Consider the following 20342-nt stretch of genomic DNA (forward strand, 5'->3'; position numbering starts at 1 on the left):
AGGTGTATCAAAGAAAGATGTAGCTCTATTCTCTGTTGCGTGAAAGCCAACTGGTTTTCAGCGACTATCAATGCCATTCAGATTGGACGGAGTTTCTTATGTACCCTAAAAACCCAGCGCTGCAAAAAACAGTTAATGAAAATCTGAGAAAATATCCGTTAGATAAACCCATTTTGTTCAAAAACCTTAACCTGGAAGAAACGGCGGCGATTTTCCTTGGTCTCGATGAAGCCACTAGCGAATTGAAGTTCCGGGGCCCCGACTCTGTTGAACGCCGCATTCACACCAGCGAAATACACTCCACTGATGTAGGTCGTTCAGCCGACACCGCTTGGCTTCATGCTCAGCCTCGCTTTGATAGGGGTGAAGATGTTCGCCAGTACAAAGAGGATGGCTATTTCGTCGACATTTCTCCGCGCTGAAGGGCGCCTCTGATCAACTGCAACTCTGACGAAGGAATCGTCTGCACCATAAAAAGAAAAGGTGACAGATCTATCTGGTCAATAGGACTGACACCTTTTTGCTTTTAAACGGCGTTGTTTAACACACATCCCCAGACACTCCCTGAGGCTACACAACCTTGCGTCATTGCCTACGACTGCGCCAGAACCCACCCGAAACCGACGACGTTTCCCCGTACGAATCCACCGATTCAAAAAAGCTCAACACCGCCGCCGACCGCGCCCTCGACTACTAGAAAAGGTGACAGATCTATTTAACAAATAGTTTTTTTTCTGTTAGTAAGGATGATTTGATTCAAGGCTGGTTTTCAATGTTTGCTTTTTTAAGTTTAGAGAGTCAATAATAAATGCTGTAGAGTATTTCGCCTTTTGGACCCATGGTGCCAGAGTAAGTTATTGTTTGTCCCTTTGTATAAGTTTTTCCTGTTCGATTTCCTGAAAAGCTTATGGCTTTTCCACCGTCATCAGGGATGATCGTAATGGAGTAAATCGTGGTATCGATATGAGGGTTTGGAGTCGGATTGAACTCAGAGAAAGACTCAACTGTTCCTGTAAAGTTTGGCATGGTATTGCCTCAATGATTGAGAGTTAATTTAGGAGCTGGTTCCCGATGGATCAGCATGAGGCTAAATCACGAGCCGTGATGATAACTTTAGTGTGTTTAGACTCAGTGTTTAACTGTAATAAGTGACAGTTTTTATGGTGTTTTGTAATATCTGAGATGGCCAAATGAAAGTCTGTGGCTTCATGATGCTAGGAATTTAAATAAAGTTAATTTGGGTTGTACGCAGCAGGCTGGGGGATGGCCGGTTGTTCTGGTTTTACCTCGCGGTGATCAGTGCGATCGGGAAAAAGGGACGTATTTATCCCTCCTGTTTCCGTTCCATGGCCTGAGTGAGCATTAAACGGCGATGTTTAAAATACATCTCAAGACACTCTGCGAGGCTACACAACCTTGCGCCGTTGCCTACGACTGCGCCAGAATCCGCCGGCTTGTGCGCCTTGGTCCGGGACTTTATCGTTTGCGGGTCGCTGACAAATCAGCGATCGGATTTGACCGTCCGACTCAATCAAGGCGTACCAGTGCCAAAGAAAGGTTTCCGACTTTTTGCGGCGGCTGTGCGCGGGACACCTCCGGGTGTGCCGGATTCCTTGATTTCCGGTCGGTCAACCCGCGTACAGCTGCCACCTTGATTCGTTTGACCGCGGACGGTGGTGGCTCCATTAATCAAGGAGTTTCACTGTGTTCAAGATCACACCCAACCCACCCGAAACCGACGACGTTTCCCCGTACGAATCCGCCGATTCCAAAAAACTCAACACCGCCGCCACCGCGCCCTCGACTACTACCTCAAACCGGTCATCCCCAAAGACACGCCGCGCAAACCCAGCACGATCTACTTCGTCGGCCCCGACACCGATAACGAAACCCTGTTGGTCAACGCCTGTGAGACGTTGGCTTCAGCGAGTGTGATGTTGAGTGATTTCGCGGGGCAACTGAACGGTCCGCAGCGCCACACCCTGCTCGGCATTCAGCATTCGGTGATGTTGGGTGAACTGGCGGTGAACCGCATGCTGGACAACTTCGATCCGCAGAACGCTTAACGCATCTCGGCTTAGGCGGCGGGCGGCTCAGTCAGTACCTTGCGGAACGTCTCCACCAACGGCCGCAAATTGATCCGGTGCCACGCCGCCCACAGAGGTCTGGTGAAGGCAATCCACGGCACTTCCCGCACCACGACACCCGGTGGTGCATTGCGGCTCAAGCCTTTCTGAATCATCGCGATGCCCAGTCCCGAGGCCACCAGGGCCATGGCAGTGAAGGGGCCGGTGGCTTCCATGCGGATGTCCGGGGTGAAGCCGGCGCGGATGCAGGCGCTGATAAAGTCTTGGCGACTGGTGTGGTGTTGCACGCCGATCCACTCTTGGTCGGCGAGGTCGGCCGGGGTCAATGTGGTCTGGTTGGCCAATGGATGTTCCTCAGGCAATGCCAGCAACATCGGGTCGTCCAGCACTTGAAAACCCAGCAGGTCCGGATCATTTTTGGCCGGTGGTTCGCTGACCAATGCGATGTCGAGGCTGCGCTGGCGCAGGCCTTCAAGCTGTTCAGTGGAGCGCAGGTTGTACAACGCAACGTGCACGTTCGGCCGCTCGACCCGCAACACGCGCAAGGCGTTCGGCAGCACGCCGGCATGCATGGCATTTTCGATGTAACCGATGCACAAGCCGCCTTCCTCGCCACGTCCCAAACGCTTGCCCAGGGATTCAAGGCGATTGGCGTGGGTCAGCAGGGCGCGGGTTTCGGCGAGAAAGGTCTGGCCGTCGCGGGTCAGGCGAATGCGTTGCTGGCTGCGTTCGAACAGGACCAGCCCCAGCCGTTCTTCAAGCTGGGCGATCTGCCGGCTCAGCGGCGATTGGGAAATGTGCAAGCGTTCGGCGGCGCGACCGACGTGTTCTTCTTCGGCGACGGCGACGAAGTAGCGCAATTGGCGGATGTCGATCATGTCAGACCTCTGGGGACTCAAGTGCTGCACATTATGTCTTGGACGGTCCGAACGTCGCAATCTAGGATCTGCTCAACGGTTGGGCAACTGGCCACTGAAACTGACGAGGATTGAATCATGAGCTTGAAAGACAAACTGCCCGGCGCGCTGGGTTTCGGCACCGCACCGTTGGGCAACATGTTCCGCGCCATTCCTGAAGACGAGGCGCTCGCCACCGTGCACGCCGCTTGGGATGCCGGCGTGCGGTACTTCGACACCGCGCCGTTTTACGGTTCGGGCCTGTCGGAAATCCGCTTGGGCGCCGCGCTGTCCCGATACAACCGCGACGACTATGTGCTGAGCAGCAAAGTCGGCCGGGTCATTCTGGATGAAGTCGAAGACACCGCGGCCCGAGACCTGGGCGAGAAAAGCGGGGTGTTCGAACACGGGCTCCCGAACAAGATCGTCAACGACTACAGCGCTGACGCCACCCTGCGCTCCATCGAGGACAGCCTCAAGCGTCTGCAAACCGACCGTCTGGACATCGTTTGGGTGCACGACATTGCTCAGGATTTCTACGGTGATCAGTGGTTGGAATACTTCAACCAGGCCCGCACCGGCGCGTTCAAAGTGCTGACCCGTTTGCGCGAAGAAGGCGTGATCAAGGGCTGGGGCCTGGGCGTGAACAAGGTCGAGCCGTGCGAACTGACCCTTGATCTGACCGAAGCGCAGCCGGACGGTTTTCTGCTGGCGGGTCGCTACACTCTTCTCGACCACGATCGTGCCTTGCAGCGTCTGATGGATGCAGCCTTGGCGCAGAACGTCGAGATCGTGGTCGGTGGTCCTTACAGCTCGGGCATTCTGGCCGGCGGCGCGCACTTCGAATACCAGAAGGCCAGCCCGGCGATTATCAACAAAGTGGAACACATCAAACGCATCGCCGCCGCTCACGGGGTTGACATCAAAGCGGCAGCATTGCAGTTCTCGTTGGCTAACCCGGCGGTGGCGGCAGTGATTCCAGGGGCCAGCCGTCCAGAGCGAATTGCTGAAGACGTTGCCGCGCTGTCGGCGGTGATTCCCACAGCTTTCTGGCAGGCACTGCGCGACGCGAAACTGGTTTCTGAGCGCGCGCCATTGCCGATCACAGGAGTTTGAGCATGAAGATTGATCTGAGTGGAAAACTCGCCATTGTCAGCGGCAGCACCGCCGGCATTGGCTTGGGCATCAGCAAGGCGTTGGCGGAATCCGGCGCCACGGTGGTGGTGATCGGCCGCGAGACGGCCAAGGTCGAGCAGGCACTGGCGAGCATTCGTCAAAGCGTGCCGAGTGCGCAGTTGCGCGGCCTGACCGCCGACCTGGGTACTGCCGAAGGCGCCGAAGTGCTGTTCGCAGCCGAACCGCGTGCGGACATTCTGGTGAACAACCTCGGGATCTTTAACGAGGTGGATTTCTTCGACACACCGGACAGCGAGTGGACGCGGTTTTATGAGGTCAATGTGATCTCCGGCGTGCGCCTGTCACGGCATTACGCACCGGACATGGTCAAGCAGGGTTGGGGGAGGGTGATCTTCGTGTCCTCGGAATCCGGCATCTCGATCCCGGCCGACATGCTCAACTATGGCGTGACCAAAAGCGCCAACCTGGCGGTGTCCCATGGCCTGGCCAAACGGCTGGCGGGCACCGGCGTGACGGTCAATGCGATCCTGCCCGGCCCGACGTTGACCGATGGTCTGGAGCAGATGCTCAAGGATGCCACCGCCGCATCCGGTCGCAGCGTTCGCGAAGAAGCCGATGCGTTTGTGCTGAAAGCGCGGCCGACGTCGATCATCCAGCGTGTGGCGAATGTCGAAGAAGTCGCGAATCTGGTGGCTTACATCGCTTCGCCGCTGTCCTCGGCCACGACCGGCGCGGCATTACGGGTCGACGGCGGTGTTGTCGACAGCATGGCGATCTGAATTTTTTGATTAAGAGAGAGCATTACATGGCAACAGCATCAGCGTTTATCGATATCCCGGCTTCGGCCGATGACGTGTGGCATTTGATCGGCGGCTTCAACTCGCTGCCGGACTGGCTGCCGTTTATTCCGAAAAGCGAACTGAGCGAAGGCGGGCGGGTGCGCAGCCTGCAAACAGCGGACGGCGCGGTGATCGTTGAGCGCCTTGAAGTGTTTGATAACGCCGGGAAGACGTACAGCTATTCGATTGAGCAGGCGCCGTTTCCGGCCACCGCGTATTTGGCGACGATCCGCGTTGAAGCGCAGGGGCAGGGAGTTCGGGTGACATGGTCGGGGCGGTTTGAGCCTGTGGGTGTGAGTGAGGAAGAAGTGGTGGCTTTGTTTACCGGGATTTATCAGGGCGGGCTTGAAGCATTGCGGGCCAATTACCCAGCCTGACAACATAACCCCTGTAGGAGCCGGGCTTGCCCGCGAAGGCGGTGTGTCAGTCAACGATGATGTCGACTGACACGGCCTCTTCGCGGGCAAGCCCGCTCCTACAGGGGTTATGTATTGTCAGGAAGATTGGGTCAGGTCTGCGGAATCAGGCTCTGCCGGCAATCAAGCACCAACCGCGCGCCACCGAGTTCGCTGCTGCCCACCTCCAGCGCAAACCCATGCAGGGCGGCAATCGCTGCAACAATCGACAATCCCAAACCAAACCCGCTTTTCTGATGACCTCCTTCAGCACGATAGAAGCGCTGAAACACCGCCTCGCGCTCGGCCTCTGGAATGCCCGGGCCGGAGTCGAGCACTTCGATCCGCGTAAACCCGCCCTCTTTGACCCCGCGCAAAATCACCTCGCCCCCCGGCGGTGTGAATTTGATCGAATTGCTCAGCAGATTCGCCACGGCTTCGAACAACAGCGCTCGGTCCCCGTTAAGGGCTGGCAACGATGCCGGCAATTGCAGTTTGAAAACCAGTTCGCCTTCTTCCGCCAGCGGCAGGTAAAAGTCGTGCAGCTCTTGCAGCAACGGCACCGGGTCCAGTTGCACAAAACCTGACCGGCGCTGGCGATCTTCCAACTCGGAAATCCGCAGCAACCCGCGAAAGCGCGCCATCAGGGTGTCCGCTTCACCGAGCACGGAATCCAGTTGTACGGCCAGCGTCGAGCCGTCTTCAGCCTGCTGCTGAATCCGGTACAGCTGCGCCCGCAAGCGTGTCAGCGGGGTGCGCAGGTCGTGGGCGATGTTGTCGCAGACACCCTTGACCTCGTGCATCAACCGCTCGATGCGTTCCAGCATGGCGTTGACGATGGCGGCGAGCATGTCCAGTTCATCGCGGCGATTGGACAAGGGCAGGCGTCGGGTCAAATCACCGGCGACGATGGCTTCGGCGCTGGCCTGGATCGCGCGGATACGTCGCAGGGGGCGGCGGCGCAACAAGTGCCAACCGACAATGCCGGGAATGATCGTCAGCGTCACGCCCCAGAGCAACGCATGAAGGATGATCCGGGTAACGGCGAACAACGAACCGTTGTCGCGCACCAGCACCAGCCAGCGACCGTCCCTGGTCTGGGTCGCGACCGCGTCGCAGCTGTCGGCGGGCAGGGTCGGGTCGTCGGAGTCGGCGCAGTCGCTGAGCATATGGATCTTGCCGTCCAGCGGCAGGCCTTCGGGCATTTGGCGAAGTGCACCGCTGAGGTAGCGGTGCTGAGCATCGAAAAGGCCATAGGCATCGATGCCACGAATGTCGAAGGTCATGCTGACGGCGAGGGCGTCCGCCAATTGTTCGCCCTGAAAGTGCGAAAACAAATGCTGACGTTGCATCAGCGAATGCTTGGCCAGGTTGTCCAGGTAAGCGGACACCTCGTAGTACATGACGCCCATGAGGATCGCGCTCCAGACCACGAACAGCGAACTGTAGAGCGCCAGCAAGCGGCTGCTGGAGGAACGCCAGCCGTTAGAGGGGTTCGGCAATGACATAACCCGAGCCTCGCACGGTCCGAATCAGTGGGGCCTGGCCTTGTGGGTCAATCTTCTTGCGCAAACGGCCGATGTGCACGTCGATCAGGTTGGTGCCGGGGTCGAAGTGGTAGCCCCAGACTTCCTCGAAAATCATCATGCGCGACAGAATCTGCCCGGTGTTGCGCATCAGGAATTCGAGCAGTTTGTACTCGGTCGGCAGCAGCGTCAGCAGCAGGCCGGCGCGGCTGGCTTCGTGGCTGATCAGGTTGAGTTCCAGGTCCGCCACTCGCAGTGTGGTGGCCTGGGCGGTGACGGTGTTCTGGCGGCGCAGCAGCACTTCAACGCGGGCGGCCATTTCATCGGTGGCGAACGGCTTGGTCAGGTAATCGTCACCGCCCGCGCGCAAGCCCCGCACCCGCTCATCGACGTCGGAGAGGGCACTGATCATCAGGATCGGCGTGGCCACGCCCATGGTCCGCAGCGTGGTGACAATCGCCAGGCCATCGAGCTCCGGCAACATGCGGTCGAGGGTGATCAGGTCGTAGTCGCCACTGACCGCACGCTCAAGACCTTCACGTCCATTGTCGACCCAATCGACATCGAGGCCGTGGCTGCTCAATTCGGCGACGATTTCCCGGGCGGTCACGGCGTCGTCTTCGATGGTCAAGATGCGGGTCATAGGACTGGCCTGATTAGCGGTTCTCAATGATGTGCAGCATTTTGCCAAGAAATGGTTGAAGGCTTTCTAAATAAAACTTCATGCACTGACTATTTCAATCAATGCAGAAAACCCGTCGTGTTGACGTGTTCCTTGCAAATTGCATGAGAAATAGAAGTTCAATCTTTATATGTTTTTGATAAATAAGGATTTATTTGATTGTGAGGTCTGGCACGGTGACTGCAATGGACCATTTGAGAGTTGTAACACCATCCTTCCTGCCTGGAGCGATACAACAATGAATAGATCTTCTGATGGTTTCTATCCCGTCGCAGAAGAAACAAGCACGCTCTCGGGTGTGTCCTGGGGGGCGATCTTCGCCGGGGCCGCTGCGGCGGCGGCGTTGTCGCTGATCCTGGTGCTGCTCGGGTTCGGCCTGGGTTTTTCGGCGGTCTCGCCGTGGGCCAATGAAGGCGTGAGCGCCAAGGGGCTGGGCATCTCAACCATCGTGTGGCTGGCGGTGACGCAAATCGTGGCTTCCGGGCTCGGCGGTTACATTGCCGGCCGCTTGCGGGTCAAGTGGGCCAACATGCACGGGGATGAAGTGTATTTCCGTGATACCGCCCATGGCTTCCTCGCCTGGTGCGTGGCGACATTGGTGACCGCGACCCTGGTGGTCGGCTCGGTCAGCAGCATCGTCAGCGGTGGTGTGCAGGCCGGGGCAAGTGTCGTCGGTGGGGCGGCCAATGCGGCCACTCAAGCCGCAGGCACTGCTGCCGGTAAAACCGACAGTGACCAATACGGTTATTTCGTCGACAGCCTCTTGCGTAGCGATCGTCCGGCAGACGTCAGCGATGACGCCGCGCGTGGCACGGTGACCCGTATCTTCGCTCGCAGCCTTGGCAATGGCCAACTGGCTGCCGAAGACCGGACCTACCTTGCGCAAATGGTTGCCCAACGCACCAACCTGAGCCAGGCAGACGCCGAACGTCGTGTCGATGAAGTCTACGCCCGCACTCAAAAAGCTATTGCTGACGCCAAACTGGCGGCCCAGCAAGCCGCTGACACCGCCGCCAAAGTCGCTGCCTGGACGTCACTGTGGATGTTCATTGCACTGCTGATCGGTGCGTTTTTCGCCAGCCTCGCCGCCACCTATGGCGGTCGTCGTCGGGACGCCGTGGTGTATGTGGAAACCGACGCCTATGTCACCACTGCTTCGCTTCCACCTGTTCGCTAACCCAGGAGAGTCATCATGCGCTCATTACTGTTGTTCTTTCTCGGCGTGCCGATCCCGATCATTATCCTGATCGCCCTGTTCATGCATTGATCCGCTGAGGCTCATGCCTTCTGCCGCTTCCGCCTCTGGTGGAAGCGGCGTTTTGCTGTGTGGCTGCCTATAAAGCGGGCTTGGACCTGATTTTCCTTCGGCAATATTCTTTGACATAAAAGATCCAATCCCATTCTGCAGCTTCTAATACAGTGCGTTCATGCCCACGGGTTTCGCTGTCGAAGTACCGGATCAGGTCTGTTGTTTTTTTTCGTCGCAGTCGGTCTGAAAGGTGTCATGCGGCATGGAACGGTAGGGCCTTACTTGAATTCATCATGGATGAACATCGCAATGCAACCCTTGGAAAGAACCTTCGATATCCAGCCGTTGATGCACGCGGACATGACGGTGCACATCAACGGCCAACCGGTCAACGCCGCCCTTGGCGAAACCGTCCTCTCGGTCATTCAATCCCTGGGTCTGCGCCAGGTGGCCCGTAACGATCACAACCAAGTCAGCGGCGCTTATTGCGGCATGGGCGTGTGCCAATGCTGCCTGGTGAAAATCAATGGCCGGCACAAGCGCCGCGCCTGTCAAACCGTGGTGCGTGAGGGGATGACGGTCGAAACCCTGGTCAACCGTATCGCCGGGCAGGGGGTGTTATGAGTCTGCACCCGGTGATCGTCGGCGGTGGGCCGGCGGGCATGGCAGCGGCCATTGAACTGGCCCGGCACGGTGAGCGTTGCACGCTGCTTGAAGAATCGTCGCGACTCGGCGGGGTGGTGTATCGCGGGCCGCTGCGCGATGGCGTGCAGCTGGATTATCTGGGGGCGCGTTACTCGCAAGCGCTGAAAACATTGCACGGCGAACTCCAGGACCAGGCGGCGCTGATCGACGTTCACCTGAATCACCGCGTTATCGGTGCTGAGGGGACTCGCGCGCTGGTCGTGATGGACGCCGATGAGCGTTTGCAGGAAGTCGAGTACTCGCAACTGCTACTGGCAGCCGGTTGCCATGAGCGCAGCGTGCCGTTTCCCGGCTGGACCTTGCCCGGCGTGATGTTGCTGGGTGGTTTACAACTGCAAATCAAAAGCGGGGTGGTCAAGCCGCAGGGGCCTGTGGTGATCGCGGGGACCGGGCCTTTGTTGCCACTGGTGGCCTGTCAGCTGCAGGCGTGCGGCGTAGCCGTCGCCGGCGTGTATGAAGCGTGCGCGTTCGGCAAGATTGCTCGGCAAAGCTTGGCGCTGCTGAATAAACCGCAGCTGTTCCTCGATGGTTTGAGCATGCTCGCGCTTCTCAAATTGCACGGCATCCCGATGCATTACGGCTGGGGCGTGGTGGCGGCGCAGGGTGAGGGCGATTTGAGTTCGGTGACCGTGGCGCCGTATTCCAGCACGTGGGTGCCAGACCTTAGCCGCGCGCAACTGATCCCCGCGCAAACCCTGGCGGTCGGTTACGGTTTTATTGCGCGCACTCAACTCAGTCAGCATATGGGCTTGAACCACGACTTCAGCGAAGACGGATACCTGCGGGCCAGCGCGAATATCTGGCAGCAAAGCAGCGAGCCGCGCGTGCATCTGGCTGGTGACATGGCTGGAATTCGTGGCGGCGAAGCGGCAATGCTGGCCGGGAAAATCGCGGCGTTGTCGATTCTGTTGCAACGCAATGTGCTGGACACGGAAGTGGCGTTGCTCCGGCGCGACCGCTATCTGGCGAAACTTAAAGCCATCGTGCGCTTTCGAGCCGCGGTCGACCGTTACACCGAGCGCGGTGCGGGGCAGACCGCACTGCCGGCGGCCGATACGGTGATTTGCCGCTGCGAACATGCGACCCGGGCCGACATCGACCTCGCGCTGGAGCAGGGTGTTCAGGACCTCGCCAGCCTGAAAATGCGCACCCGCGTGAGCATGGGTGATTGTCAGGGGCGGATGTGTGTCGGCTATTGCACCGACCGCTTGCGCGAAGCCACCGAGCGCCAGGATGTAGGTTGGTTGCGTCCGCGTTTTCCGATTGATCCGATTCCCTTTTCAGCGTTCCACTCCGTCGGCACGGGGGCCACACACCATGAGTAAGTTCTATGACGTGGTCATCGCTGGCGGCGGTGTGATCGGGGCATCCTGCGCCTACCAATTGTCCAAGCGCAAAAACCTCAGTATTGCGCTGATCGACAGCAAGCGACCGGGTAATGCAACCCGCGCATCGGCGGGCGGCTTGTGGGCCATCGGCGAGTCGGTGGGGTTGGGCTGTGGGGTGATTTTCTTCCGCATGATGTCGGCCAACCGTAAGCGTGAATCCCAAGGCTCGGCAGTGGCGGTAGATGCGAGCACGCCGCACATCCTGCCTCAGTCGTTTTTCGATTTCGCCTTACAGTCCAACGCTCTGTATCCGGCATTGCACCAGGAGTTGAAAGACCATCACGGAATGGATTTCAAGTTCGAGAAGACCGGTTTGAAATTCGTGATCTATGACGATGAAGATCGCCTCTACGCCGAGCACATTGTCGCCTGCATCCCGCATTTGGCGGATCAGGTGCGCTGGCTGGATCAGGCCGCCTTGCGCAAGGCCGAGCCGAGCGTCAGCCGCGAGGCGAAGGGCGCACTGGAGTTTCTTTGCGATCATCAGGTCAGCCCGTTTCGCCTGGCCGATGCCTACACCGAAGGCGCGCGACAGAATGGTGTGGACCTGTATTTCAACACCAACGTCACCGGAGTGTTGCATCACGGTTCACGGGTCAGTGGTGTTCAGACTGCCGAAGCCGGGGAGTTTCATTGCAACACGCTGATTAATGCAGCTGGGGCCTGGGCGGCGGATTTGAGTGAACAGGCCACCGGGATCCGCATTCCGGTAAACCCGGTCAAGGGTCAAATCCTGCTGACTGAACGCCTGCCGAAAATTCTACAGGGGTGTCTGACCACCAGCGATTGTTACCTGGCACAAAAGGACAACGGCGAGATCTTGATAGGTAGCACCACGGAGGATAAAGGGTTCGACGTGACGACGACGTATCCGGAAATAGCCGGGTTGGTGCAGGGGGCGGTGCGTTGTATTCCGGAGTTGGCCGACGTTAACCTCAAACGCACGTGGGCAGGGTTGCGCCCGGGGTCGCCGGATGAATTGCCGATTCTTGGGCCGATGCACGGGGTGCAGGGGTATCTGAATGCGTGCGGGCATTTCCGTACGGGGATTCTGACGTCGGCGATTACCGGGGTGTTGCTGGATAAACTGGTGAATGGAGAAGTGTTGCCGCTGGACATCACGCCGTTTTTGGCGGATCGATTTTTGGGTGTTGAGGTGAAGCAACAGGCCTGACGTTAGAACGCGTTATCGTTCATCGCGGGCAAGCCGCGCTCCCACAGGATTTTGTGAACGGCACAAATACAGTGTAGGAGCGTGGCTTGCCCGCGATGGCGTCAGCACGGTCACCACAGGACTTAAACCTTACTCGCCTCCTGCTCCTCCAACTGATCCGACTCAAACAATTTAGCCAGTTCCGCCCGCGCTTCCTGCGCCGTCTGCAACACCTTCGCCGCGTCGTCATACACCGCGTGCTGCGCCTCCAGCACCTGTTCATCGTGATGCTTGAAACGCTTGATCCGCGCATCCGCCTGGGCTTGGGTCAGCCCCAGGCCAACCAGCGTGCGCCGGCTCATTTCCAGGCTCGAGTAATAGGTTTCACGAATCGCTTCGGCCCCCAGGTCCACCAAGCGATGCACATGCTGGCGGTTACGCGCCCGGGCAATGATTTTGATGTGCGGGTACAACCGGTGCACCACCTCGGCAGTCTTGATGTTGGTGTCCGGATCATCGGTGGCGATGATGAAATATTCCGCCTGTTCGACCTTGGCTGCGCTGAGGATCTCCGGGCGCATCGGGTTGCCATAAAACACCGGCACGCCGCCGAAACTGCGGGACAGTTCGATGGTTTCCACCGACGTGTCGAGCGCCACGAACTTGATGTTCTGCGCCCGCAAAATCCGCGCGACGATCTGACCCATCCGGCCCATGCCGGCAATGACTACGCGCGGCGCATCGGTGTCGATGTCGCGGAATTTCTCCGGGACCACCACTGGCTGCACCTTGGGTGAATACAATCGGGCGCACACCAGCAACAACAGCGGTGTCACTGCCATCGACAGGGTGATCGTCAGCACCAGCAAGTCGTACAGGTGCGGCTCGAACAGGCCTTGATCGCGGCCGATCTTGAACACTACGAACGCGAATTCACCACCAGCCGCCAACACGATGCCCAGACGCAGCGCATTGACTTTGCCCAGGCCACCGGCCAATCGGCCGACCACAAACAGCAGCGGCAATTTGATTGCGATCAGCAGCAGGGTCAGCCCCAGTACCGCGAGCGGAGTGCTGAGTAGCAGGCTGAGGTTGGCGCCCATGCCGACGCTGATGAAGAACAGCCCCAGCAGCAGGCCTTTGAACGGCTCGATCTGCGCTTCCAGTTCATGCCGGTATTCAGAGTCCGCCAGCAGCAGCCCGGCGAGAAACGCGCCGAGCGCCATGGACACGCCGACCAGGTCCATCAGCCACGCCGTGCCGATCACTACCAGCAACGCCGTGGCGGTGGACACCTCGGGCAAGTTGGTTTTAGCAACGATGCGAAATACCGGGCGCAACAGATAGCGTCCACCGATGACCACCACCGCAATGCTGCCCAATACCCGCAAACCGTGATTCAGATCTTCAGCGGCGGTGGAGGTGTGATCGCCGCCGGCCAGCAGGGGGACCATGGCAATCAGCGGGATGGCGGCGATGTCCTGAAACAGCAAGATTGCAAACGCCAATCGACCGTGGGGGCTGGTCAGTTCCTTGCGCTCGGCCAGGCTTTGCAAGCCAAACGCAGTGGACGACAGGGCAAGGCCAAGACCGAGCACGATGGCGCTGTTCAGCGATTGGCCGAAGACGAACAGTGCCAGCACACCGATCACTGAACCGGTCAGCAACACCTGCGCCAGGCCCACGCCGAACACCGATTTGCGCATTACCCACAAGCGTCGCGGCGACAGTTCCAGGCCGATGACGAACAACAGCAACACCACGCCGAGTTCAGAGATGTGGCTGACACTTTGCGGATTGCCGATCAACCCCAGCACGGACGGCCCAATGAGGACGCCGGCAAACAGATAACCCAGCACGGCTCCCAATTGCAGGCGCTTGGCCAAGGGCACGGTGAGCACCGCCGCAAACAGAAACACGACAGCAGCTTGCAACAGGTTCCCTTCATGGGGCATGGCAGACTCCAGAACTCGATACGGCGGAGCGCCAAGGATAGAGGCTTCGGCGAGACGCGTCAGCCTTTGCTGGCCTACAGACGGCTATCGCTGGCAAGCCAGCTCCCACAGGGGAACGCGCTCACCTGTAGGAGCTGGCTTGCCAGCGAAGACGCCCGAACAGACAACCGAGCAATCAGAGAAACGCCTCGATATGTGCCATCCCCCAAACCACGAATAACGCTATCGCGAGCAGGCTCGCTCCCACAGGGGAATGCGGTCACCTGTAGGCGCTGGCTTGCCAGCGAAGACGCCCGAACAGACAACCGAGCAATCAGAGAAACGCCTCGATATGTGCCATCCCCCAAACCACGAATAACGCTATCGCGAGCAGGCTCGCTCCCACAGGGGAACGCGGTCACCTGTAGGAGCTGGCTTGCCAGCGAAGACGCCCGAACAGACAACCGAGCAATCAGAGAAACGCCTCGATATGTGCCATCCCCCAAACCACGAATAACGCTATCGCGAGCAGGGGAATGCGGTCACCTGTAGGAGCTGGCTTGCCAGCGAAGACGCCCGAACAGACAACCGAGCAATCAGATAAATGCCCCGAGATGGCCATCCCCCGAACCACGAATACCGCTATCGCGAGCAGGCTCGCTCCCACAGGGGAACGCGGTCACCTGTAGGCGCTGGCTTGCCCGCGAAGACGCCCGAACAGACAACCGAGCAATCAGATAAATGCCCCGAGATGGGCCATCCCCCGAACCCCGAATACCCCAGGCTCCCACAGGGGAATGCGGTCACCTGTAGGAGCTGGCTTGCCAGCGAAGACGCCCAAGCAGACAACCGAGCAATCAGATAAACGCCTCGATATGCGCCATCCCCCGAGCCACATACTCATCCTTCTCACCCACCGGCGCGAAGTTGTGCAACACCTCCCGAGCCGCTTCAGTGCCTTTCAGCCGTGCCAGAAACCACACCGCCAAATACTGCGCCGACAAACAACCACCCGCCGTCGCGACATTCCCATTGGCATAAAACGCCTGATTGACGACATTTACACCAGCCGCCTGCACCCACGGCTTGCTGATGGCATCGGTGCAAGCCGGGGCGTCGCCGAGCAAGCCGAGCTTTGCCAGTAAAAAGGTGCCAGAACATTGCGCAGCCAGTAACTGACGGCCTGGATCGAAACGCAGTTGATCCATGATCGCCGGATTCTCAGCTACTTCACGAGTCTTGCGTCCGCTCCCAACCAGCACAGCATCCGCTTGGCAAGCCTCGGCCAGATCAATCTGCGCATCGATGGTCAAACCATTCATGGACGTGACACGCGGCGTCGGCGAAGCGATGCTCACGCGCCAGTCCTTGTCCCCCAGCAGCGACACCCGGCTGAGCATGCCGTAAGCGATCAGGGAATCCAGTTCGTTGAAGCCGTCGAAGGTCAGAATGGCAATGTGCATGGCGGTTAGTCCTGAGTGTGTTCACGCAGCCTACGCCGAGCCGAGGCGCAATCCCCGGTACAGTCTGGTGCAGAATCATCGCAACAGTAAGGAATGATTCTTCGCAAGCACAGTACCCTGGTGGAGCGTTTAGGCCTTATGGGTTGGAAGCTCGCACAGGGCTCTCGATGCCCAACCGATACTGATTATTCCCACTGCGCTTGGCCTCATACATCGCCAGGTCCGCAATATGAATCAGCCGGTCCATGCTCGGCGCGTGGTCCGGGTACACCGCGACCCCGAGGCTGGTACCGATGTGGCGCTGGTCGTTGCCGATGATGATCGGTGGTGACAGTTCGACGAAGATTTTCTGGCAGATGGTGCGCGCTTCATCCTGCAGGCAGATGTCCTGAGGCAATCCTTGGAGAATGACCACAAATTCGTCGCCACCGATTCGGGCAACGGTGTCGGTTGAGCGCAAAATTTTCTTCAACCGCGTGGCGGTTGCGATCAGGACGCGGTCGCCGGCCGCATGGCCGTAGTGATCGTTGATGGCCTTAAAGCCGTTGAGGTCGACAAATACCAACGCAACTCGGGTGGCGCCGATTCGCGCTTGTTCCAGGGCTTCGGACAAACGTTCTTCCAGCACCAGTCGATTGGGCAGCCCGGTCAGTGGGTCGTAATGAGCCAGGTGTTGCAGGTAACTGGCGGAGGCTTTTTCCTCTGTGATGTCGCGTACTACGCCCATCATCTTGATGGTGGCGTCGTGGTCGTTCTTGACCACGTTGCCCGTTTCTCGCAACCAATGGATGCTACTGTCGGGCCAGACGACGCGGTATTCCTCGTCATGGTTTTCCCCGGTCTCAAGGCAACGCAATTCCCCGGTGCGCACGCTGGCGCGGTCCTCCGGGTGTACGCAGGAGCAAAACAGGGCGTAGGAGGGGGTTACTTCGCCGATCTTGAAGCCGAACATGCCGTAGATCGCATCCGACCAGTAGAGCTTGTCGGTGTCGACGTCCCAATCCCAGGTGCCGATGCGGGCGAAGTATTGGCTGCGTTTGAAGCGCTCAAAATCGCCATCCTGACGCACGGACGGTCCCTCGGACAGGCTGGCAATCAGCGCACGACACTCGCCCAATTGTTTTTTCAGCGAGCGCTCTCGATAGATCATCGCGATGAGCAGGGCAAGCAGGACTGAGCCGATGGCTGCGCTGCTCCAGACCACATTCATTCAGGGAGAGTCATTGGGTATTAAACCGAGGGAAACGTTGGTGCTTATGTTAGTTCACCGGACCGATTGGTTGCAGTCGCTTTCTATCTAGCGAGCGCTAGACTTTCTATGCACGCCATCAGCTTCGTGATCGTCCGTCTGGCAGGAGATCCTCAGCATGTCTCAGGTAAACGCGTCTGGCCCGACGCCCCCACCGCCTGCGCCGGAGAGTTCACAGTTGTCGGCGCACTTTGGTGGACCGACGTTGCTGTTTGCGGCTTACCTGTTTTTCTATTCCTGGCTGCATTTGTTTTATTACTTCAAGACGTTCGGCATACCGCTGGTTTCGCTGGATATCTCGCTGTATTTCTATCTTGCGTTCGCCTGGACGGTGGCGAAACAGTTCGGCGGCTGGATCCTGATCGTTCTGGGTGGCGGAGCCATCGGTTATGTCGCGCTTAACGGCGCCTGGTCTTCGGACCACAAGTTGTTTCCCTACTTCCTGCACAAGGCCTTGTTCGCGATTTTTTTGGTCTTGGGCCTGTGGGGCACGTCGGTGCTGGCCGAGCATTTCGGAACGCTGCAGGCCCAGGAAGTACGCGACGGTGGTGTATTGCATCCGATTCGCCTGCACTTCGACGAAAAACAGGTCAAAAACTTTCCGCCTGAACTGATGATGGCGACGGCCAGCAAGGATGGCGGGATAAAAGAAGCGGTGCTGCTGATTGAAACAGGCGAGACGTACTACGTGCTGGTTCAAAAGGTGTTGATGAAAACCGATAAGCAGCCGCAACGTTATGATTCATTCGGCACGGTGTATCAGGTGCCGAAAAAGCAGGTGACCTACGTTGAAATAGATGTGCCCAACATTCCGCGAAGTACCAGGACGTTGTCTTTTGACGAGTTCCTGTAAGTCACCACGCGGGGCTGGACCAATGGCAGGTGCGCTATGACCAGACTGACAATGGCCCTGACGCTTACTCTGTTCGTGAGTGCGGCGAAGGGCGAACAGATATTGATGATGCCCACTGGCGAACAGTACCTGGGCAACGAAACCGTGGACCATTCGGGGATTTTTGTTGATTGCGAAAAACGCCCCCATAGTTCGGCTGACGGTAAGATCCAGCCAACAAGCCAACGGTGTACCAACAATGTCATCGTTGTTATGGCGCCATCGTTGATTACTCGCTCACCGCTGGAGGTGGTCAGCGTCGACCCGACCACCAAAAAAATTGAAGTCATGGAGGGGAATACGGTCCAGACCCTCGACTTGAAACAATTCCCGGATCTGCATTGGTTTGATTTCACCAAAGGAGATCAGATCGGCATCGTGACCGACCAGAAAAGCAGCGTGGGCAAATGGATCCTTCCGGAAGCGATATTCGGCAAGGACTTCGCGGTCGATGCGAAGCAGAAGGAAGACAAAAAAGTCGTGGAAATGTTGTCCCACCCCGATAAGGGCACCTGAAGTGTTGCAAGCAGGATGATTTTCTGGGAAAACCACGTCCCTCGAATACCGCAAACAGACCAACATCGTCATGAATGAAGAACTGCAAATCATCGACCTCCAGCCAGGCGACGGCAAAGCCGCCGTCAAAGGCGCGCTGATCACCACCCAATACCGTGGCTGGCTGGAAGACGGCACTGAATTCGACTCGTCCTATAGCCGTGGCAAACCTTTCCAGTGCGTGATTGGCACTGGACGGGTTATCAAGGGTTGGGATCAGGGGATTTTGGGGATGCAGGTCGGTGGCAAGCGCAAGCTGCTGGTGCCGGCATATTTAGCCTATGGCGAACGGACGATGGGCAAAATCACGCCGAATTCGAACCTGATTTTCGAAATTGAATTGCTGGAAGTGCTGACTCGGGATGATTGACTGAGGCCTGGCCGGAGTCCGTGGCGAGAGGGCAAGCCCCTTCACCATAACGGCTTTGCCTTCGATCTCTCGGCGGGTCAGGTGAATAGGTCAATGTCGTCAAGTGCGTCCTCAACAACGCCTGCCAATGAAGGGAATTTGTGCTTCAACTGTTCGAGGGCTGGCAGCACCGTTTCTCTATCAATTTCGCAATGACGGCGAGCAATGTGGCCAAGAGCGGTAACAGCGGATACTGCAACCGATTCAGTCTCACTGGCGAGGTACTTAAGGCAAGTGTTCTGAGACCGGATTCTGTTTTTTTCGTTCAGACCGATGGAAACCAATGCTGCAATAACCTTTACGTCCACGTCGCTGGCAAGAAGTCTCGTCGCTTCATCGTGGTTTGTTGATGGGTCTTGATAGTAAAGCCCCACTCTTACTCCCGTACCCCGATGAAAAGATCCAATTCCGTAGGTAAGGCCTGATCGAGCTCCGTAGCGATTTGCTGGATTTGTTCGCGGGTTAATAACCATTCCCCGTCCGCGCTTTCAGTTACAAAACATGACTGACCCTCAGCCCTGAAACGCCTCCCGATACGCATACAACCCCGGTGTGCCGCCTGTCATCACAAACAGCACATTGTCACCGGACCGGAAGCGTCCTTGCGTGAGATCGGCCAGCAACCCGGCGAACGCTTTACCGGAATATACCGGGTCGATCAACAGCCCTTCAGCGCGAGCCATCAAACGCACTGCGTCCAGCATGGCTGGCGTCGGCAGACCGTATCCGTCGCCCAACTGGCTGCCGTCGATGACAATCTCCGAAGCCTGAACAATGGCGCTGCTGCCCAGTAAAGACAGTGCATCTTGGGTCAGTTGCAGGGTTCGGGCCGCCGAGGTATCCCTGTCTGATAAAACCGAATACGACTTCACCAGAGAAGTATCTCGATCCAGCAACTGAAACCCGGCCGCGAGCCCGGCGTGGGTGCCGGCGCTGCCGTTGGGTACCACGATCTGCTTGAAGGTGAGGCCGAGTTCGGTTTCCTGTTGCGCAATCTCCGCCGCACAGCGTGCATAGCCAAGAGCGCCCAGCGGTGTCGAGCCGCCCGTAGGAATCACCAGTACCTTGTGCCCGGAAGCCCGAAGGTATTCGGCGCGTTTCTCGGCTTCGGCGAGTGAGTCGCTGCCTCGGGCAAGCACGCAGAGGGTGGCACCGAACAACTGGTCGAGCAGGACGTTGCCGTTTAGTTCGTAGTCCACTTCCGTTTTCGGGACTGATCGGGTGAGGATCAGTTCGCAGGCGATGCCGAGGCGGGCACACACTGCAGCGGTCAGCCGCGCATGGTTGGATTGAAGGCCGCCGATGGTGACGACCGTGTCGACCCCGGCCGCCAGTGCCGCCCCGAGATGAAATTCGAGTTTGCGCAGTTTGTTGCCGCCACCGCCAATCAACATGTGATCATCGCGCTTGAGGAACAGGCCGATGCCTTGCGCTTTCAAACCCAACTGCTGCTCAAGGCGTTCAGCGCGCAGGATGGGCGTCGGGACTTGCACAAGGTCGGCCCGGGCAAAAGAACTCAATGACTTGTCCAGAAGGGTTTGCATCAATGCTGCCTCGATGTTCAGTGTTATTACCGTGACTCTAGGGAGAAAGCTCCGGCGGATAAACACATCGCCGGTTACAACTCTTTTAACCTGATGTATTTAATGCGGGCATGATCATGGCCAAACTCAGGCCATTGGAAGTCTTCGTCGCGGTGGTCGAGGCGGGGGAGCTTCACCGACGCGCCCAATGGCTAGAAAGCAAAGGATTTTTAGATAGGCTCTGGCGCGTCGTACCACCA

22 protein-coding genes and 1 pseudogene are annotated in these 20342 nt (G+C 58.1%); 12 read left to right on the forward strand and 11 right to left on the reverse strand.

Annotated features, from left to right (window positions below; genetic code table 11):
• Nucleotides 1–98 precede the first annotated feature (98 nt).
• Nucleotides 99–422 (forward strand): hypothetical protein, encoded by a 324-nt coding sequence (locus ACA048_RS12165; protein WP_497629327.1) that lies wholly within the window; start codon nt 99–101, stop codon nt 420–422.
• Between the two features lie 376 nt (nt 423–798).
• On the opposite strand, the gene ACA048_RS12170 is transcribed toward ACA048_RS12165, so the two are convergent.
• A complete protein-coding gene (locus tag ACA048_RS12170; RefSeq protein WP_497629328.1) occupies nt 799–1026 on the reverse strand; it encodes a hypothetical protein in 228 nt (75 codons plus the stop codon).
• Nucleotides 1027–1704: 678 nt separating this feature from the next.
• On the opposite strand from ACA048_RS12170, the pseudogene ACA048_RS12175 reads away from it, so the two are divergent.
• Nucleotides 1705–2066 (forward strand): annotated as a pseudogene (locus ACA048_RS12175) (DUF6124 family protein).
• A gap of 11 nt (nt 2067–2077) precedes the next feature.
• Here ACA048_RS12175 and ACA048_RS12180 read toward each other — a convergent pair.
• Complete coding sequence (locus ACA048_RS12180) at nt 2078–2965, reverse strand: LysR substrate-binding domain-containing protein (RefSeq protein ID WP_497629329.1); 888 nt, start codon at nt 2963–2965, stop codon at nt 2078–2080.
• A 117-nt stretch (nt 2966–3082) separates the two neighbouring features.
• Between ACA048_RS12180 and ACA048_RS12185 the strand changes: the two genes are divergently transcribed.
• From ACA048_RS12185 to ACA048_RS12195, 3 genes are read left to right on the forward strand one after another with little or no spacing between them, the layout of a single operon-like run.
• Nucleotides 3083–4099: an aldo/keto reductase gene (locus ACA048_RS12185; protein WP_497629330.1), complete on the forward strand. Its 1017-nt coding sequence runs from the start codon at nt 3083–3085 to the stop codon at nt 4097–4099.
• A gap of 2 nt (nt 4100–4101) precedes the next feature.
• The gene (locus tag ACA048_RS12190; protein ID WP_497629331.1) at nt 4102–4899 is read left to right on the forward strand and encodes an SDR family NAD(P)-dependent oxidoreductase; all 798 of its coding nucleotides are present in this window, start codon (nt 4102–4104) and stop codon (nt 4897–4899) included.
• Nucleotides 4900–4925: 26 nt separating this feature from the next.
• A complete protein-coding gene (locus ACA048_RS12195; protein WP_497629332.1) occupies nt 4926–5336 on the forward strand; it encodes an SRPBCC family protein in 411 nt (136 codons plus the stop codon).
• A 131-nt stretch (nt 5337–5467) separates the two neighbouring features.
• Here the strand turns inward: ACA048_RS12195 and ACA048_RS12200 are convergent, their stop codons facing one another.
• On the reverse strand, nt 5468–6862 hold the full coding sequence (locus tag ACA048_RS12200) for a sensor histidine kinase (protein WP_497629333.1): 1395 nt from the start codon (nt 6860–6862) through the stop codon (nt 5468–5470).
• On the reverse strand, nt 6840–7523 hold the full coding sequence (locus ACA048_RS12205; RefSeq protein ID WP_497629334.1) for a response regulator transcription factor: 684 nt from the start codon (nt 7521–7523) through the stop codon (nt 6840–6842). Before ACA048_RS12205 ends, ACA048_RS12200 begins: the two co-directional genes overlap by 23 nt.
• A 277-nt stretch (nt 7524–7800) precedes the next feature.
• On the opposite strand from ACA048_RS12205, the gene ACA048_RS12210 reads away from it, so the two are divergent.
• Nucleotides 7801–8739 (forward strand): hypothetical protein, encoded by a 939-nt coding sequence (locus ACA048_RS12210; RefSeq protein WP_497629335.1) that lies wholly within the window; start codon nt 7801–7803, stop codon nt 8737–8739.
• A gap of 24 nt (nt 8740–8763) precedes the next feature.
• Here ACA048_RS12210 and ACA048_RS12215 read toward each other — a convergent pair whose 3' ends face one another.
• Nucleotides 8764–8946, reverse strand: a complete 183-nt coding sequence (locus ACA048_RS12215; RefSeq protein WP_497629336.1) for a hypothetical protein — start codon at nt 8944–8946, stop codon at nt 8764–8766.
• Between the two features lie 174 nt (nt 8947–9120).
• On the opposite strand from ACA048_RS12215, the gene hcnA reads away from it, so the two are divergent.
• From hcnA to hcnC, 3 genes are read left to right on the forward strand one after another with little or no spacing between them, the layout of a single operon-like run.
• Nucleotides 9121–9435 carry a cyanide-forming glycine dehydrogenase subunit HcnA gene (gene hcnA, locus ACA048_RS12220; protein ID WP_497629337.1) on the forward strand — a complete coding sequence of 105 codons (315 nt, stop codon included), beginning with the start codon at nt 9121–9123 and terminating at the stop codon, nt 9433–9435.
• On the forward strand, nt 9432–10841 hold the full coding sequence (gene hcnB, locus ACA048_RS12225; RefSeq protein ID WP_497629338.1) for a cyanide-forming glycine dehydrogenase subunit HcnB: 1410 nt from the start codon (nt 9432–9434) through the stop codon (nt 10839–10841). Before hcnA ends, hcnB begins: the two co-directional genes overlap by 4 nt.
• The gene (gene hcnC / locus ACA048_RS12230; RefSeq protein WP_497629339.1) at nt 10834–12078 is read left to right on the forward strand and encodes a cyanide-forming glycine dehydrogenase subunit HcnC; all 1245 of its coding nucleotides are present in this window, start codon (nt 10834–10836) and stop codon (nt 12076–12078) included. Before hcnB ends, hcnC begins: the two co-directional genes overlap by 8 nt.
• A gap of 122 nt (nt 12079–12200) precedes the next feature.
• Here hcnC and ACA048_RS12235 read toward each other — a convergent pair whose 3' ends face one another.
• The 3 genes from ACA048_RS12235 to ACA048_RS12245 all read right to left on the reverse strand — a co-directional run bounded on the left by ACA048_RS12235 (nt 12201) and on the right by ACA048_RS12245 (nt 16664).
• A complete protein-coding gene (locus ACA048_RS12235; protein WP_497629340.1) occupies nt 12201–14012 on the reverse strand; it encodes a monovalent cation:proton antiporter-2 (CPA2) family protein in 1812 nt (603 codons plus the stop codon).
• Nucleotides 14013–14848: 836 nt separating this feature from the next.
• Nucleotides 14849–15454: a DJ-1/PfpI family protein gene (locus ACA048_RS12240; RefSeq protein WP_497629341.1), complete on the reverse strand. Its 606-nt coding sequence runs from the start codon at nt 15452–15454 to the stop codon at nt 14849–14851.
• A gap of 136 nt (nt 15455–15590) precedes the next feature.
• The gene (locus ACA048_RS12245) at nt 15591–16664 is read right to left on the reverse strand and encodes a diguanylate cyclase domain-containing protein (protein ID WP_497629342.1); all 1074 of its coding nucleotides are present in this window, start codon (nt 16662–16664) and stop codon (nt 15591–15593) included.
• A gap of 157 nt (nt 16665–16821) precedes the next feature.
• On the opposite strand from ACA048_RS12245, the gene ACA048_RS12250 reads away from it, so the two are divergent.
• The 3 genes from ACA048_RS12250 to ACA048_RS12260 all read left to right on the forward strand — a co-directional run bounded on the left by ACA048_RS12250 (nt 16822) and on the right by ACA048_RS12260 (nt 18520).
• Nucleotides 16822–17556: a hypothetical protein gene (locus ACA048_RS12250; RefSeq protein WP_497629343.1), complete on the forward strand. Its 735-nt coding sequence runs from the start codon at nt 16822–16824 to the stop codon at nt 17554–17556.
• A gap of 36 nt (nt 17557–17592) precedes the next feature.
• On the forward strand, nt 17593–18111 hold the full coding sequence (locus ACA048_RS12255) for a hypothetical protein (RefSeq protein ID WP_497629344.1): 519 nt from the start codon (nt 17593–17595) through the stop codon (nt 18109–18111).
• Between the two features lie 70 nt (nt 18112–18181).
• On the forward strand, nt 18182–18520 hold the full coding sequence (locus ACA048_RS12260) for an FKBP-type peptidyl-prolyl cis-trans isomerase (protein WP_497629345.1): 339 nt from the start codon (nt 18182–18184) through the stop codon (nt 18518–18520).
• Nucleotides 18521–18597: 77 nt separating this feature from the next.
• On the opposite strand, the gene ACA048_RS12265 is transcribed toward ACA048_RS12260, so the two are convergent.
• Genes ACA048_RS12265 through ACA048_RS12275 form a run of 3 tightly spaced genes read right to left on the reverse strand, consistent with a single transcriptional unit; the run spans nt 18598 to nt 20103 of the window.
• Nucleotides 18598–18933, reverse strand: coding sequence for a hypothetical protein (locus ACA048_RS12265; protein WP_497629346.1), 336 nt, complete (start codon nt 18931–18933; stop codon nt 18598–18600).
• A 2-nt stretch (nt 18934–18935) separates the two neighbouring features.
• The gene (locus tag ACA048_RS12270) at nt 18936–19100 is read right to left on the reverse strand and encodes a pyocin S6 family toxin immunity protein (RefSeq protein ID WP_497629347.1); all 165 of its coding nucleotides are present in this window, start codon (nt 19098–19100) and stop codon (nt 18936–18938) included.
• Nucleotides 19072–20103 carry a D-cysteine desulfhydrase family protein gene (locus tag ACA048_RS12275; RefSeq protein WP_497629348.1) on the reverse strand — a complete coding sequence of 344 codons (1032 nt, stop codon included), beginning with the start codon at nt 20101–20103 and terminating at the stop codon, nt 19072–19074. Before ACA048_RS12275 ends, ACA048_RS12270 begins: the two co-directional genes overlap by 29 nt.
• Nucleotides 20104–20342 lie beyond the last annotated feature (239 nt).

It is taken from the genome of Pseudomonas sp. LBUM1659 (assembly GCF_059716045.1).

Coding starts and splice junctions, on each gene's coding strand:
- ACA048_RS12165 (WP_497629327.1), top strand. CDS start 99: ATGTACCCTAAAAACCCAGCGCTGCAAAAAACAGTTAATGAAAATCTG.
- ACA048_RS12170 (WP_497629328.1), bottom strand. CDS start 1,026: ATGCCAAACTTTACAGGAACAGTTGAGTCTTTCTCTGAGTTCAATCCG.
- ACA048_RS12180 (WP_497629329.1), bottom strand. CDS start 2,965: ATGATCGACATCCGCCAATTGCGCTACTTCGTCGCCGTCGCCGAAGAA.
- ACA048_RS12185 (WP_497629330.1), top strand. CDS start 3,083: ATGAGCTTGAAAGACAAACTGCCCGGCGCGCTGGGTTTCGGCACCGCA.
- ACA048_RS12190 (WP_497629331.1), top strand. CDS start 4,102: ATGAAGATTGATCTGAGTGGAAAACTCGCCATTGTCAGCGGCAGCACC.
- ACA048_RS12195 (WP_497629332.1), top strand. CDS start 4,926: ATGGCAACAGCATCAGCGTTTATCGATATCCCGGCTTCGGCCGATGAC.
- ACA048_RS12200 (WP_497629333.1), bottom strand. CDS start 6,862: ATGTCATTGCCGAACCCCTCTAACGGCTGGCGTTCCTCCAGCAGCCGC.
- ACA048_RS12205 (WP_497629334.1), bottom strand. CDS start 7,523: ATGACCCGCATCTTGACCATCGAAGACGACGCCGTGACCGCCCGGGAA.
- ACA048_RS12210 (WP_497629335.1), top strand. CDS start 7,801: ATGAATAGATCTTCTGATGGTTTCTATCCCGTCGCAGAAGAAACAAGC.
- ACA048_RS12215 (WP_497629336.1), bottom strand. CDS start 8,946: ATGTCAAAGAATATTGCCGAAGGAAAATCAGGTCCAAGCCCGCTTTAT.
- hcnA (WP_497629337.1), top strand. CDS start 9,121: ATGCAACCCTTGGAAAGAACCTTCGATATCCAGCCGTTGATGCACGCG.
- hcnB (WP_497629338.1), top strand. CDS start 9,432: ATGAGTCTGCACCCGGTGATCGTCGGCGGTGGGCCGGCGGGCATGGCA.
- hcnC (WP_497629339.1), top strand. CDS start 10,834: ATGAGTAAGTTCTATGACGTGGTCATCGCTGGCGGCGGTGTGATCGGG.
- ACA048_RS12235 (WP_497629340.1), bottom strand. CDS start 14,012: ATGCCCCATGAAGGGAACCTGTTGCAAGCTGCTGTCGTGTTTCTGTTT.
- ACA048_RS12240 (WP_497629341.1), bottom strand. CDS start 15,454: ATGCACATTGCCATTCTGACCTTCGACGGCTTCAACGAACTGGATTCC.
- ACA048_RS12245 (WP_497629342.1), bottom strand. CDS start 16,664: ATGAATGTGGTCTGGAGCAGCGCAGCCATCGGCTCAGTCCTGCTTGCC.
- ACA048_RS12250 (WP_497629343.1), top strand. CDS start 16,822: ATGTCTCAGGTAAACGCGTCTGGCCCGACGCCCCCACCGCCTGCGCCG.
- ACA048_RS12255 (WP_497629344.1), top strand. CDS start 17,593: ATGACCAGACTGACAATGGCCCTGACGCTTACTCTGTTCGTGAGTGCG.
- ACA048_RS12260 (WP_497629345.1), top strand. CDS start 18,182: ATGAATGAAGAACTGCAAATCATCGACCTCCAGCCAGGCGACGGCAAA.
- ACA048_RS12270 (WP_497629347.1), bottom strand. CDS start 19,100: ATGCGTATCGGGAGGCGTTTCAGGGCTGAGGGTCAGTCATGTTTTGTA.
- ACA048_RS12275 (WP_497629348.1), bottom strand. CDS start 20,103: ATGCAAACCCTTCTGGACAAGTCATTGAGTTCTTTTGCCCGGGCCGAC.